This window comes from Chryseobacterium sp. JK1 (assembly GCF_050632815.1).
Classification (GTDB): Bacteria; Bacteroidota; Bacteroidia; order Flavobacteriales; family Weeksellaceae; genus Chryseobacterium.
In genome coordinates, this window is sequence record NZ_JBODRU010000001.1 from 60228 (window position 1) to 74511 (window position 14284).

The 14284-nt window shown below is 35.7% G+C and carries 14 protein-coding genes; 6 read left to right on the forward strand and 8 right to left on the reverse strand.

Annotation, left to right across the window (positions count from 1 at the left end):
* Window positions 1–1320, reverse strand: a complete 1320-nt coding sequence (locus tag ACQ76T_RS00335; RefSeq protein WP_431341369.1) for a PDZ domain-containing protein — start codon at window positions 1318–1320, stop codon at window positions 1–3.
* Between the two features lie 123 nt (window positions 1321–1443).
* The gene (locus ACQ76T_RS00340) at window positions 1444–2082 is read right to left on the reverse strand and encodes an alpha/beta hydrolase (RefSeq protein ID WP_431341370.1); all 639 of its coding nucleotides are present in this window, start codon (window positions 2080–2082) and stop codon (window positions 1444–1446) included.
* 247 nt (window positions 2083–2329) lie between these two features.
* On the opposite strand from ACQ76T_RS00340, the gene ACQ76T_RS00345 reads away from it, so the two are divergent.
* On the forward strand, window positions 2330–2761 hold the full coding sequence (locus tag ACQ76T_RS00345) for a hypothetical protein (protein WP_431341371.1): 432 nt from the start codon (window positions 2330–2332) through the stop codon (window positions 2759–2761).
* A 48-nt stretch (window positions 2762–2809) separates the two neighbouring features.
* Here the strand turns inward: ACQ76T_RS00345 and ACQ76T_RS00350 are convergent, their stop codons facing one another.
* Complete coding sequence (locus ACQ76T_RS00350; protein WP_431341372.1) at window positions 2810–3448, reverse strand: response regulator; 639 nt, start codon at window positions 3446–3448, stop codon at window positions 2810–2812.
* Window positions 3438–5411, reverse strand: coding sequence for an ATP-binding protein (locus tag ACQ76T_RS00355; RefSeq protein WP_431341373.1), 1974 nt, complete (start codon window positions 5409–5411; stop codon window positions 3438–3440). The genes ACQ76T_RS00350 and ACQ76T_RS00355 overlap by 11 nt, the downstream gene beginning before the upstream one ends.
* A gap of 216 nt (window positions 5412–5627) precedes the next feature.
* Here ACQ76T_RS00355 and ACQ76T_RS00360 point away from each other — a divergent pair, with 216 nt between their 5' ends.
* The gene (locus tag ACQ76T_RS00360; protein WP_431341374.1) at window positions 5628–6035 is read left to right on the forward strand and encodes a hypothetical protein; all 408 of its coding nucleotides are present in this window, start codon (window positions 5628–5630) and stop codon (window positions 6033–6035) included.
* Between the two features lie 74 nt (window positions 6036–6109).
* Here ACQ76T_RS00360 and tyrS read toward each other — a convergent pair whose 3' ends face one another.
* Window positions 6110–7405: a tyrosine--tRNA ligase gene (gene tyrS / locus ACQ76T_RS00365; RefSeq protein WP_431341375.1), complete on the reverse strand. Its 1296-nt coding sequence runs from the start codon at window positions 7403–7405 to the stop codon at window positions 6110–6112.
* Between the two features lie 273 nt (window positions 7406–7678).
* Between tyrS and ACQ76T_RS00370 the strand changes: the two genes are divergently transcribed.
* Window positions 7679–8239, forward strand: coding sequence for an RNA polymerase sigma factor (locus tag ACQ76T_RS00370; RefSeq protein WP_422691284.1), 561 nt, complete (start codon window positions 7679–7681; stop codon window positions 8237–8239).
* A 108-nt stretch (window positions 8240–8347) separates the two neighbouring features.
* Here the strand turns inward: ACQ76T_RS00370 and ACQ76T_RS00375 are convergent, their stop codons facing one another.
* Window positions 8348–8980 carry a hypothetical protein gene (locus ACQ76T_RS00375; RefSeq protein ID WP_431341376.1) on the reverse strand — a complete coding sequence of 211 codons (633 nt, stop codon included), beginning with the start codon at window positions 8978–8980 and terminating at the stop codon, window positions 8348–8350.
* A gap of 115 nt (window positions 8981–9095) precedes the next feature.
* Between ACQ76T_RS00375 and lipA the strand changes: the two genes are divergently transcribed.
* Window positions 9096–9962 (forward strand): lipoyl synthase, encoded by an 867-nt coding sequence (gene lipA / locus ACQ76T_RS00380; RefSeq protein WP_142013988.1) that lies wholly within the window; start codon window positions 9096–9098, stop codon window positions 9960–9962.
* A 251-nt stretch (window positions 9963–10213) separates the two neighbouring features.
* Here the strand turns inward: lipA and ACQ76T_RS00385 are convergent, their stop codons facing one another.
* Window positions 10214–11107, reverse strand: a complete 894-nt coding sequence (locus tag ACQ76T_RS00385) for an AraC family transcriptional regulator (RefSeq protein ID WP_431341377.1) — start codon at window positions 11105–11107, stop codon at window positions 10214–10216.
* Between the two features lie 183 nt (window positions 11108–11290).
* Here ACQ76T_RS00385 and ACQ76T_RS00390 point away from each other — a divergent pair, with 183 nt between their 5' ends.
* Window positions 11291–12493, forward strand: coding sequence for an MFS transporter (locus ACQ76T_RS00390; RefSeq protein ID WP_431341378.1), 1203 nt, complete (start codon window positions 11291–11293; stop codon window positions 12491–12493).
* 85 nt (window positions 12494–12578) lie between these two features.
* On the opposite strand, the gene ACQ76T_RS00395 is transcribed toward ACQ76T_RS00390, so the two are convergent.
* Entirely contained in the window at window positions 12579–12959 is a 381-nt protein-coding gene (locus ACQ76T_RS00395; RefSeq protein ID WP_431341379.1) for an STAS/SEC14 domain-containing protein, read from the reverse strand.
* A 116-nt stretch (window positions 12960–13075) separates the two neighbouring features.
* Here ACQ76T_RS00395 and ACQ76T_RS00400 point away from each other — a divergent pair, with 116 nt between their 5' ends.
* Complete coding sequence (locus ACQ76T_RS00400) at window positions 13076–14281, forward strand: NAD(P)/FAD-dependent oxidoreductase (RefSeq protein WP_431341380.1); 1206 nt, start codon at window positions 13076–13078, stop codon at window positions 14279–14281.
* Window positions 14282–14284: the final 3 nt, after the last annotated feature.

Genomic DNA, 14284 nt, shown 5'->3' on the forward strand with positions numbered 1-14284 from the left:
CTATTCTTGATAAGGAATCGGATCTTCTAAAGTAAAACGTAAGGTAAGCTCTTGGCCATTTCTTTGAATAAGCATACTAATTGTTCTTCCTTCATTGGATCTCATAAGTTCTACAATTTTTTCCAGGGTCATATCGGCCGTTCTATCTCCATTGATGCTGATGATTTTGTCATCTTTTTGCAGTCCGGCTTTATCAGCGGGTGAATCTTTTCTTACGCCTGCAATGGAAAATATAGGCTTTAAACTGAATTTGTACTGAAAATTATCTTTATATATTTCCGAAACGACAGCCGTTGACTTTTGGGTTTCAATTTTTATCTTGTCCTGTGCCCATTCCAGCCCGTCTTGTTTGAAATCTAATCCACTCATATTAAAATGAAAAGGATCGTTGAAATATTTGTTCTTTTTCAGGTATAACTTTTTATTGGGATAATCAAAAACTGCGGTAAAACGTTTCATAATTTCTCCACCTATGGAGCCTTTTCTGTCTTTCACCAAAGTAACGTGCTGTATAGAAAACTCATCAGGCATAGCAGTAAGCGGTTTTTCAAACTTGAAGCTTCCAAGATAAAAACTATGAATTCTGCTTCTTTTACCATAAATATCTCCATTGAATCCCCGCCCGAGAAAATCATCAATATTGGGTCTGTTATACACAAAATTTTTAATGAGAGTAGGGAAGAGCCATATTGCATCACTGTTTCCAAGGTCAATCAGCAGTTTAGAATCTTTCTTTTCTGAGGTCATTTCTACGTCAGCATGGAGATAAGGTTTGTCTCTTTCAATGGTGATGGGAAATTCCTCATACCTCCTTAATTTCTTTGTTAAAGGCTCAATATTCTCATAAACAGTTATTTTCTTGGTTACATAATCTATAAAGATGGGATGATCTTTGAAAAAATGATATCCAATTACTCCATTTACCGGAATACCTACATGGGGCGAAATATTAAAATTTTCATCAATAATAATATAGAGCGACATGGAGGTATTAACGATTCCATCTCCTATTTTTCCCAAATTACGGTCCGATTTCAGACCATCAATGTCCAAACTTCCTCCAAGACCTGAAAATTTGATTTTTTCGACATTTCCCAATTTGAGCTCCTTATTTTCAAGACTGAAAAGAATAGTTTCCGACACCCCGGAATCCAGTAGAAAAGTAAGATCGATACCGTTGACGTTAATCGGAATAAAGATAAGATTGTTGATATACTGAAAAGGAATAACCGCTTTTTTAGTGTTGATTAACTCAAAAGAATTCTGAGCATTAATGAAAATGCTTACCAATAATCCCAATAAAAGAAACTTGAATTTCATTTATTGAATTTACTGAATTTATCTGTATTGTGATAAAAAAAACATTCCAAATGCAGGAATGTTTGTATAAACTACAACAAAGTAGTGTTAATCGTTGAATGGATCGGAAAATATAATCTCGTGTTATTTTGAGAAAAATTCCATCAGATCCATATAATTTTTCTGGTTTACCCCATGTCCGCTCATATATTCTCTGAATGTGAAATAACAGCTAAGGTCATAAAGAAGATCTGCCGCTTTTCTTCCCCATTCAAGTGGAATAACAGCATCATCTGTACCATGAGAAATAAAGAATCTTAATTTTTCAAGCTTCTTTTTATCTTTTACGATACCATCCAGAATCTTATCTTCAGGATATGTACTTAGACAGGCTACATAATTAAAAAGATCAGGATATTTCAAGGCTAAAGCATAACAAAGTATTCCTCCCTGGCTGAATCCACACAAATGAGCTCTGCTTTCAGTCAGCCCATAATGGTTGATCAGTTTCAGGATACTTTCCAACACCGCATTCAGTGATTCTTTGGCCTGAGGGACATCGATGAAATTTTCAGGATCATTGAAGTTGATATCATACCATGAATATCCTTCAAACTGAGTATCTCTTGGTGCTCTGAAACTGATGATAAGCCAGTCGGTTGGAAGAGTTTCCCTGAAGCTGAAAAGATCCTGCTCATTGCTGCCATAGCCGTGAAGCATAAAAAGAACAGGAGTAGCGGGGGTAATATTTTCCGGCTCCCTTACTAAATAATCTAAATTCATACAGCAAATATAATTAATAAATTACATTGTAAATCAACTTTTATTATGCATGTAACGAACTTTCAAAACAGCCTTGTAGATATTTAACGAATGATTATTTGTGGTGTATTATTGAACTTTACAGATTAGTTTTTCTTTTTGCTGATTTGATATTGTTTGTAAATCTTTATTGGAAAATTTTCATAAAAATTATTTTTATATTAATAAAAAACTTATATTTGAAACATTAAAAAATCTATTTGGAGAAATGAAGCAATTTTACAATTCAAAAAGTTTACTTAGACTTTCTTTTTTATTCGTTTTATTATTTTCTGTAATCACCGTCTTAAATTCTTGTAAAAAAGATGACGATGATGAATTTCAGGATCATGTAGTACAATTCGAAGTGAAAACCAGCACCGGCGGAAAGATCATCAGTGTTGTAACTCAGGTAGGTACTACCCAAAATACAATCTACAATACAACGGCAACTCCTGTAACTTCGCCATGGACAAGTGGTGAGTTTTTCGTAAACTCCAGCCAGGCGCAGCTTAATCTGGATGCTAATGCAAATATGCCAGATGCTACTTCTGAATTGACCATCAATCTTTACATAGATGGTGAAGTAGCGAGAACAGTGAAGAAGGTAGGTAAAGGAGTATTGACTGCTTCTCTTGATTACAGCTTCTTAGAACCATAAAATATTGAATACCGATATACATAAAAACCGCTTTTACAGCGGTTTTTTTTATTCTTCAATCATACGTTGCTGTACAGCTATGTTGATAAGTTCTGTGGAATTTTTAGCCTGAAACTTCTGAAGTAAATTCTTGCGGTGGGTATCTACTGTCAGCGGACTTAGAAAAAGCTCTTCTGCAATGTTGTTGCTTGTTTTTCCCTGGGCTACCAGTTGAAGGATCTGTTTTTCCCTTTTAGTAAGTCGTGGAATAGGAAGAGTAACCGGAGATGGGCGGCTGATGATCAGCTTTGTTTCATTGCAGAAAACAATGTCTCCGGAAAGAGCTCCTTTGATGCAGATGACAAGCTCTTCAATAGAGGTGTTTTTGAGAAGATATCCGCTTGCTCCGTTTTGGATGGCCTGCATGATGATACTTCTTTCGGAGCGGTTGCTGAACATAATGACAGCGGTGTCTGGCGATGCTGTTTTAATTTCACGGCAAAGTTCTGTACCATTAGCATCTGGTAAGGTGATATCCAGAAGGATGATGTCAACTGTATTTGATCTTATAAAACTTAAGGTTTCCAACCCGGAAGTAAAGCTTTCTGAGACATTGAAAAACGGCTGGCTGTTCAACATCATTCTAAGGCCTTCAATGACAATAGGATGGTCGTCTACAATGACAATGTTTATTTTTTTATTCTCCATAGATATTCAGTTCTATATTGATTGTTGTGCCCTGGCTGTCGGAACTGACCTCCATTTTTCCTTTCAGGTAATTGACACGGTTTCTTAAATTATAAAGACCCATACTTTTAGAAGTTTTCTCGATATCCTTTTTAAATCCTTTTCCGTTATCTTCGATGGTTATGAGGAAATTTTTTCCAGACTGGGAGCATTGTAATAAAATATTGTCAGCGTGTGAGTGTTTTACAGCATTAGCTAACAACTCCTGTACAATTCTATAAATATTCAGCTGAATGTTTAAAGGCAATTTCTTTTCGATGTCAATAGCTTGAAAATCAATTTCGAGATCTTTTCGGATATAAAATTCGCAGAGATCATGTAGAGCCGTTTCCAAACCAAAGTTAAGCAAAGACTCTGGCATTAAATTTCTTGCTACATGGCGAAGTTCACCGACTGAGCGATCCAATTGCCCCAGAATTTTATAAAATTCCTGATCTTTTTCAGGCTGTAAATGATTGGCAGACCACGTTGAAAAGTTGATTTTTACTCCGGCAAGCATGCCTCCCAAACCATCGTGAAGATCTCTTGCAATACGCTCTCTTTCTCTTTCTTCACCGTCAAGAATAGCTTTTGTGAGTGATAATTCTTCTTTCTGCTTAATTTCATTGAGCTTTTGCTCATTTATTTTTTTGTTTTTTCTGAAAATGACGAAAAGAAAAGCCAGAAGGCACAAAGCCGATAATAAGACAAGACCCATTCCCCATAAATACGAGTTCTTTTTGTTTACCTCAAGGTCTTTTTGATTTTTTTCAGCATTTAAGAGAGCAATCTTTTTTTCTTTTTCTGCCGTGTTGAACTTAGATTCAAGTTTATTGATTTCAAGCTTTACATTTTCTGTATTCAGGCTGTCATTGAGTTTAGAATATTTTTTTTCCCATACCAGAGCTTCTTTGGGATTACCCATCTCTTCCTGTAGCGACGATAATTGTTTATAGATGGTTTTCCTGTTATTAAGATCCAGAGCAAGGGATTTTTCTGTTAAAATATCTTCCAATGCATTTTTTGCATCATTATACTTTTTTAGTTTTCTCAGAATATCATATTTATTAAAATAAAACATTTGAGCGAGAAGATTCTGATTGAATTTTTTTGCATAAAACAACCCTTTTTCAATAGATGGTAATGCCTCGGCATTTTTTTGTTTGGTAATAAAATAAAGCGTTTTACTATAATAAAAGAAGGAATTGACGGAAGCTTCAGGATAAGGATGAATCAGGAGTTCAGCTTTATCCAGAAACCTTTTTGCTTCATCTCCTTTAGCCTGATAACAGAAGTTGTTGGAAGAATTCAGATAGGTGAAAAATAACTCTGGAGAATGAGGGTATCGTTTCTCAAGAATCTCCAGTGCTTTGGTATTGTAATCTTCTGCTTTTTTAAATTCAGCATTATAAGTAAGAATAATGGCAAACTGTGTGTATAAGAATCCAAGATTTCTGCTATTCTCATATTTTTTGGCCAGCGGTATACTTTTTTCAAGAATTATTTTTACCAAAAAAGGATAGCCTTCCTTATCTTTTTGAGTGACCCCATAGCTGTACCATGACGAAGCCTGAAGAAGATCAGATTCTTCATTTTTAAATTTTGATAGCGATTGTATTGCTTTCTGATATAATTTTCCTGCCTTCTCTTTATTTCTGTCCAGATGATATTGTGCTTCATAGAAATTATATTTTGCAGAAAGAAAAGCATCTCCTTTGATCAATTTCTGTCCATTTTCCAGATATGTTTTGCTTAGCAAAGAATCAATATTTCTGTAATAATTGGACAAGAGAAAAGTGGCATTGGCTTTTGCAATATTACTTGCATGACCCTTAACAACATTTTGTAAACTGTCCAGATAAGGTTTTTCATTAAGAGGAATCACTTGCTGTGATCGTAAACTGAAAGATAAAAATAGGCTTAGCAGGATAAATAATCTCTTCATTAGGCGTTGGTACTGTAAAATATTCTTTTTAACCGCTCAATTTAATTAAAAAAAATAGTATAAAAAATACCTGAATATAGGTAGAAAAAATTACCTGTTTTTGAGGATTGATAGACATTCATGGCACGCATAGCTTTGCAGTTATCAAACCATTGTTCATAGAATATTCAATATAGTAACTAAAATTTAAACAAAAAGATTATGAAAAAAATGAAAATGAATCAACTGTTAAGAGGTGCATTCGTAGCCGTAATGTCAGCAATGCTTATAGGATTTGTTGCTTCATGCAGTAAAGATGATGACGACGATAACCATGTAAACGGTGCTAGTAAAAGCCATAAAGTTGTTTTTAAAGCAATCGCTTCTTCGGGAAGTAATATAAGTGTAGCGGCTTACGGGATTGATGGTGAAGTAACTACAGCAACCAGCCTAAGTGGAACAACATGGACCAGCCCTGAAATAACATCAGCACCTGGAGCCTATAACGCCAATGCTGCAGTAAATGCAACCGGACCCAATGCTTCCTCTACGTTGAAAGTTCAGGTTTGGGTAGACGGAGAACTGAAAAAAGAAGGAACCTCAAGCGGTCAGTATTTGTCAGCTTCTGCAGGTTATACATTTTAATATCAAATTATTTTAGGAAACAAACCGGCGCTGAGATTTATCTCAGCGCCGGTTTATTATAGAGTATCTAAAACTTAGATTACTTTCACAATAAAATAACTTTTCTTACCTTTTTGAAGCAATAGGAATTTGCTGTCAATAAGATCTGTTTCATTGGCTGTAAAAGTATCATTTACTTTTTGCTTGTTTACAGAAATTGAATTTCCCTTGATTTCTCTCTGTGCTTCGCTCTTAGACTTCAGAAATCCAGACTTTTCGGAAAGAAGATCAATAATACTTACTCCCAATACATCCGCTTTCGCTACTTCTTTTTGAGGAACACCATCAAAAACTTCAAGGAAAATCTCTTCATCCAGGCTTACCAGATCTTCAGCTGTAGAACGACCGAAAAGAATTTCAGAAGCTTTCAGTGCTTTTTCATATTCTTCTCTGCCATGTACCCAAACCGTTACCTCTTCAGCCAGCTTCTTTTGAAGTTTTCTTTCGTGAGGAGCAGTTTTGTGCTCTTCAATTAAAGCTTCAATTTCTTCTTTTCCTAAGAAAGTATAAAATTTAATAAATCTTTCAGCGTCTTCATCAGTAGCATTCAGCCAGAACTGATAGAATTTATAGGGTGAAGTTTTCTTTTTATCCAACCAATAGTTTTCTCCGCTTTCGGACTTACCGAATTTCGAACCATCAGCTTTTGTAATCAATGGAACCGTTAAAGCAAAAGCTTCTCCCTGAGCTTTTCTACGGATCAATTCTGTTCCTGTAGTAATATTTCCCCACTGGTCAGAACCACCCATTTGAAGCTTTACATTATTATTCTGATATAAATGAAGGAAATCATACCCTTGAATCAACTGGTACGTAAATTCTGTAAAACTCATCCCGTCTGCTCCCGATTCTCCTGAAAATCTTTTCTTTACAGAATCTTTGGCCATCATATAATTAACAGTGATGTTCTTTCCGACATTTTTCGCAAAATCAAGGAAAGAAATATTCTTCATCCAGTCATAATTGTTAACCAGTTCAGCTTTATTAGGCTCATTACCGTCAAAATTTAAAAACTTTGAAAGCTGGTTCTTTAAACAATCTACATAATGTAAAAGAGTATCTTCATCCAAAAGATTTCTTTCTGCTGATTTTCCGGATGGATCTCCAATCATTCCTGTTGCTCCTCCTACCAAAGCGATAGGCTTATGACCATGCTGCTGGAAATGAGCAAGGATTTTTATCTGAATGAGACTTCCGATATGTAAAGAATCCGCCGTTGGATCAAAACCAATATATGCAGTAGTTACCTCTTTATTCAGTTGTTCATCGGTTCCTGGCATCATATCGGCAAACAGACCACGCCATTTCAGTTCTTCTATAAAGGAATTCATTGATTTTTTTACTTTAAAATTTTATGATGCAAAGATAATAAATTCAGAAGTATGAAAGGCAAAATAGCTGAGAAAGCGAAGATCGTAAAGGAATAAAACAATGAAAATCGAACAGAAAAATGGATCCTGATATCTTTTCAACTTCAATACAATATTAGGGATATTCAAAAATATTCTTCCTTTATGAAGCCGGTTGAATATCCGAAATTTTCCATATTTTCATACATACGGCTTTTTTGCTTTTTAGCTTCAAATAATCTATATTTGTTATTAATGAACGACGAACAGCTATTCCTGCTCATCCAAAAGGCTAAAGATAAAGATCAGAAGGCCCAGACTAAACTCATCAATATTTTTTGGGTGGATGTTTTCTCTTTTGTCATGAAAAAAGTAAGAGATGAAAATGATGCAGACGAAATCACTGTGAATGTTTTTTCTAAAGTATTATCAAAGCTGGATATGTTCGACCCACATTTTCAGTTTAAAACCTGGATACTTACCATTGCTCAAAATACAGTTATTGATTTCTGGAGGAAAAAGAGCCGCGAAAATGAAGACTCCATTGAAAATTTGGACGAAGTTAAAAATCAGTATGCAAAATCTCCTGAAGAACTTCTGATCTCTGAAGAAGAACAAAAGAAAATTATCAAGACCATAGAATCTCTGGATGCCAACTATCAGGACATTATCAAACTGAGATTTTTTGAAGAAAAAAGCATCAAAGAAATTGCTGAAGAGCTGGGGATTTCCGTTGCCAATACCAAAGTAAGAGTAATGCGTGCCAAAAAAGTCCTTGCCGAATTATTGAAAAATAACGAATTCGAGGACAATTAAAAAATTTAAACAGAACTAATCGTAAATATAAAAGAACGGATGAAGGTCCGTTCTTTTTTGTATATTTTATATTGGTTTTGTCCAGTACATTAATCGTTTATCTGTATTTTAAAAATAAACCTCTTCTTTGGTTTTCGGAAGAACAACCTTTCGCTGCTTATCCTGATTTCTGTTTTGAAGATTGATTTTTACACCTTTCATGATGTAAGTTTCTTTCAGATATTTACCATATTCAGCGGTATTTTCAACGTCTTTTTTGTAATTCATCTGTCCTGTGGAAAGGTTAAAATCAGTTTCTTTCCAGTAATCTCCAGGTCTTCCTGCAGATGAAGAAGTACCGATTAATTCAAAATGGCCGTTCTGAAATCTATATTTATCAGTAACATCCCATTTCCAGCTGCTTCCACCCGCCTGAATAATGGTAAGAATTCCCTTCTGAATTTCAGTACTCTGGTAGGGGTCGCCCATCATACCACCTGCGTTACTTTCCATCACTGCATTTCTGGATTTTTCTAATAAAGTCCATTTTGTTCCCACTTTTTTCAAAATCTGAATCTCACGTATTTTACCCAGTTCTCCCTCATCTTTTGTGGTATATATAATGACTTTTTCAGGAATTTTATCACCATCCAGATCCCCATCTATGGTTTCAAGAATGCTGGAACCCGCTGGCTGAAACTGTTTCTGGGCCCAGCATAATGTACCGGCTCCTACAGTTAAAAGGAAAAATATTTTTTTCATAAAAATAATTTGAATAGATAAATATACAATGAAATTCTGAATTATCAGTTTCATCAATATTTGTGGTTGATGGTTTCCATTAAAAATTCCTTAACTTTGAACTTCAATTTTAGAAATGGAAAATTCAGTTCAAGACACTACCGTTCAAAAACCAAAATGGATCCGCGTAAAACTTCCTACCGGAAAGAATTACAGAGAGCTGAGAACATTGGTTGATAAATATAAATTAAATACAATCTGCCAAAGCGGAAGCTGCCCCAATATGGGAGAGTGCTGGGGAGAAGGTACGGCAACGTTCATGATCCTTGGGAATATCTGTACAAGAAGCTGCGGTTTCTGTGGCGTAAAAACAGGAAAACCATTGGATGTCAACTGGGATGAACCTGAGAAAGTAGCGCGTTCAATCAAATTAATGAAAATTAAGCACGCTGTTCTTACTTCTGTAGACCGTGATGATTTGAAAGATATGGGATCTATCCTTTGGGGTGAAACCGTAAATGCTGTAAGAAGAATTTCTCCGGGAACAACGATGGAAACTCTGATTCCAGATTTCCAGGGACTTACTAAACACCTTGACAGATTGGTAGAAGTAGCTCCGGAAGTAATTTCTCACAACATGGAAACAGTAAAACGTTTAACCAGAGAAGTAAGAATTCAGGCAAAATATGAAAGAAGCCTTGAAGTACTAAGATATCTGAAAGAAGCTGGACAAAGAAGAACAAAAACAGGAGTAATGCTTGGATTGGGAGAAACCAAAGATGAGGTTTTCCAAACCATCGAAGACATCAGAAATGCAAATGTAGATGTAATCACTCTTGGACAGTACCTTCAACCGACCAAGAAACATCTTCCTGTAAAAAAATTCATCACTCCGGAAGAATTTGATGAGTTTGGAGATTTTGCAAGAAGCTTAGGTTTCAGACACGTTGAAAGTTCGCCTTTAGTAAGAAGTTCTTACCACGCAGAGAAACACATTCATTAAAATACAAACCGTTCAGCAATGAGCGGTTTTTTGTTTTTTTAGGTAGAAGGGGTTAGGTAGCAGATGGTAGGGAAGAGTTTATAGGATTAGGAATTGGGCTTGATAGGAATAGTTTTATAATAGCGGCTTCCATCATTCCCCTCCCTTGGAGGGGTGGCAAAAATTCTTTGAATTTTTGACGGGGTGGTCTATACAACACTCATCAATGTATCAATAGAAGAAGACTTTAGTACGCTCCCATCAAAGCTCGCTTAGTATTTTGTATCCTTTATAATCACTCCAATCCGCCCATTAATCTCGATAGGCCTGAAATGTTTTTTCTTAAATTCAGACGGCGTTTCATGGGTGTGTTGCTTGAAGAGTTTATTAAAATAAGACAAACTTTCAAATCCAACCTGAAAACAGACTTCTGTTACCGAATAATCTTTCAGTAGGAAAATCTTAGCCTGATTGATTCTATAATTATTCACAAAATCAGTGAAAGTCATATTGGTTTGTTTTTTAAAATAGCGACAAAAAGCCGGAGTGCTTAGTCCTACAATTTTTGCGATATCATTCACATTAGGTTTTTTGTCATAATGATCATGAATGTAATCGTAAATCGTTCCCATTCTGATCTTGTCATTCAGAAACCATTTGATTCTTGTATCTTCTTTGTTGAGTTCCTTTACTTCTGTAGAGTCAGCGAGGATCTGTAGAATTTCAATGAGCCCCATCAGCGATTCAAAAGAGGTTTTATCCTTGATCAGTTGAAGTTTTCCAATCACAATATTTTTAGTCTCACCAAAAAAAGAAAGCCCCAGATAGGATTTTTCTAATAGATTTTTAATGTTATTGAACTCTGGAACAGGCAGGATAATATCCTGAAGAAAATTTTCCCGCATCTGTACTACCAGTTGCTTGCATTCGGTTTGAATACCATAATCAAAATTAAGATGAGGAACATTGGCTCCAATTAACAGGAGATCGCTGTCTGTAAAGGCGGAAATATCTTTTCCCACATGTCGGATTCCGTTCGTGGCCTCTACGTACACAAGCTCTATTTCAGGATGATAATGCCAGAAAAAACAGTTTTTAAGTGAAGGGGAGAAAAGTTTAAAAGATTTGCCGTTTTCAAATTCAATATTTTCTTTTTGAATTTTCATCTTGTTCTGTTTTGATTATTTATTGATTTAAAATTAAATAAAAAGGTTAATATAGAGCAAATTTTTATCATTCAAAGAGAAGTAAAATTCAATCTTTCTTTCGAATTTTGCACTTTCAAAATGATAGATGGTGAAACCATTCTCAAACTTTCAAAATTAATTCAATAAAAGAACTCAGATATAATGAAGATTGATAAAAGAATAATACCGCTGGCAATTGGCGGTTTAGGAATAGGAACCACAGAGTTTACCGTTATGGGTCTGCTTCCTGATATTGCAAAAACATTGCAGATCACCATTCCGCAGGCCGGACATTTAATTTCTGCTTATGCCATGGGGGTTGTGATCGGAGCACCCATTCTGATTGGTTATTCTGTAAAATTTCCACCTAAAAAGGTTTTAATCGCTTTTATGCTATTGTTTACCTTATTCAATGGGCTTTCTGCGATTGCTCCAAACTATACAACGATGCTGATCATCAGATTTATGTCAGGATTGCCTCATGGTGCGTTTTTCGGAGTTGGAACAGTGGTTGCAGCTAAAATGGCGGGCAAAGGAAAAGAAGCGTTTTACATATCGATGATGTTTACCGGTCTTACCGTAGCCAATCTGGTCATGGTTCCTCTGGTAACCTATATCGGTCATGCTTATCACTGGAGGTGGTATTTTGCCATTGTAGCTGTCATTGGTGTTTTCGCTTTATTGTTTTTAAAATTATGGCTTCCTAATATGGAATCTAATCAGAATACCCATTTCCTGGAAGAATTGAAATTCCTTAAAAATAAACAGTCGTGGCTGGTTCTTGCCATTACAGCCATTGGATTTGGAGGGCTTTTCACCTGGTTGAGTTACATCACTCCTTTGATGACGGTTGTTGCAGGAATCCAAAGTAGCCAGATGGCCTATGTAATGGTACTTGCCGGAGCAGGAATGGTAGTGGGGAATCTTGCCGGAGGATTTATTTCAGACAAACTGGGTCCTGAGAAAACCTGCGCATTATTGATTTTTCTGATGATGATATCTTTGGGCGGAGTATTTTTCCTTTCTGAGCATCAGAATATAGCATTTATACTCACTTTCATGTGTGGAGCTTTATCTATGTCTATTGCGGCACCTATCAATATTATGATGATGAAAGCAGCTCCTAAAAGCGAAATGATGGCGGCGGCTTTTATGCAGGCAGGCTTTAATATTGCAAATGCTATGGGAGCTTTTTTGGGAGGAATTCCTTTGGAGTATGGGCTTCCCTTTAATTATCCTTCGTTGGTAGGAGTAGGGATGACTTTCATTGGAGTTGTGATCAGTATACGATATATGTACCTGTATGGTTCCAATACCTCTGAGGCCGAGGAAACTGCAACAGAATGTATTTCATGTGACAAGTAAAAGGATTTAATAATTGCCTTTAAAAAATATACAAACAGCCTGTTTCAAATAAAGAAACAGGCTGTTTATATAAATAAAATTAGGTTTATGCCTCTACCTCATCGCCATTTTTACACCAGTAAAGGGCATTATATAAATTTTCTTTGGGGAAAGATTTAAATTCTCCCGGCATCAGAACACTGAAAATACTGGTAAAGTTCTGTATACCCTCTTTATCCGTAACTATTGCGGCACGATTCCAATTGGCTAGGTTCTTCAGACCTAAAAGCAGATCTTCAAGCCAGGCTCCCATGGTAAAATTATCCAGATCCGTATCCAAATACAATAAGTAATTCAGCTCACCGAACTGGTCTACTTTTTCTTTTACGCGGGGAATTACCAATTTTTCAAAATCCGCTTTCGTCACTTCTCCGGTTGCATTGAATGCAGCTACATTCTCCGGTGCTTCTGGAATAATCGTTATCATAATAAATATTTTTTAAGGTGGTTTGATTTTTTAAACTAACAATAACTACACCATAAGTTGATAATAAGTTGTTAAAAAAGGTATAAATATTGTTATTTTTAATATAAAATACTCATATGGATCTTAAATCAAACGAACCATTCTGGCTTTTGAAAAATGGATTAATGACTTCATATCCTTCCCTGAAATCCAATGAAGAATGTGATGTACTTATTGTAGGAGGCGGAATTACAGGAAGCCTTATCGCTCATCAGATGATAGAAGACGGTTATAGTGTCATTCTTATTGATAAGCGGGAGCTTTGCAACGGAAGTACCTCGGCTACTACCTCAATGTTGCAGTACGAAATAGATATTCCCTTATACCAATTAACAGAAATGATAGGGAGAAAAGGTGCTGTTGAAAGTTATAAAGCCTGTAGTGATGCTATTGACAGAATAGAGAAACTGTCTAAGAAAATAAGATCCAATGCTGGTTTTAAAAGGAAAAAATCACTCTATTTCGCATCTAAAAAGAAAGATGTAAAAGGGCTGAAAGAAGAATATGAGGCCAGAAAAAGTTCCGGCTTTAATGTGAAATGGTTGTCTGAAACTCAGATTTTAAAGGATTTCGGATTTGAAAATACCTATGGCGGAATTTTATCACAACAGGGAGCAAGTATCGATGCGTTCCACTTTGCGCATGAATTGTGTGAGTATAACGTAAAGAAAGGTCTGAAAATATTTGATAAAACTGAAATGATAAATGTTGAATATCGCAGAGGTTTTAATGAAGTTTTTGTGAACAGTGGTTTTAAGATTCGGGCCAAAAAAATTATGTACTGTGTAGGATATGAAAGTAAAAATCTGATCAAAGAGGATTTTGTAGACCTGAAAAGTACCTTCGCCATTGTCTCTGAAATAGAGCAGGAAACCTTCAAAAATATAGCAAGTACTTTGGTCTGGAATACAGACGATCCTTATCTCTATATGCGGACTACCGATGATGGAAGACTTTTGATAGGCGGTGGAGATGAAGATTTTTATGATGCAAAAAAACGGGATGCATTATTGGATAAAAAGGAAAAAGAAATTGTAAAAACCTTAAAGAAAATAAAACCGGATTACCATTTTTATACAGACTTTGTATGGGCAGGGACATTTGGAGAGACGAAAGATGGACTTCCTTATATCGGGGAACATAAAAAGTTTAAAAATTCGTATTTCGTGTTGGGCTTTGGCGGTAACGGGATTACTTTTTCAGTAACGGGAATGGAAATGGCTTCTCTGTTTATGAAAAACAAAAAACACTTGTTATCCCCCTATTTTAAATTTGGAAGATAACAC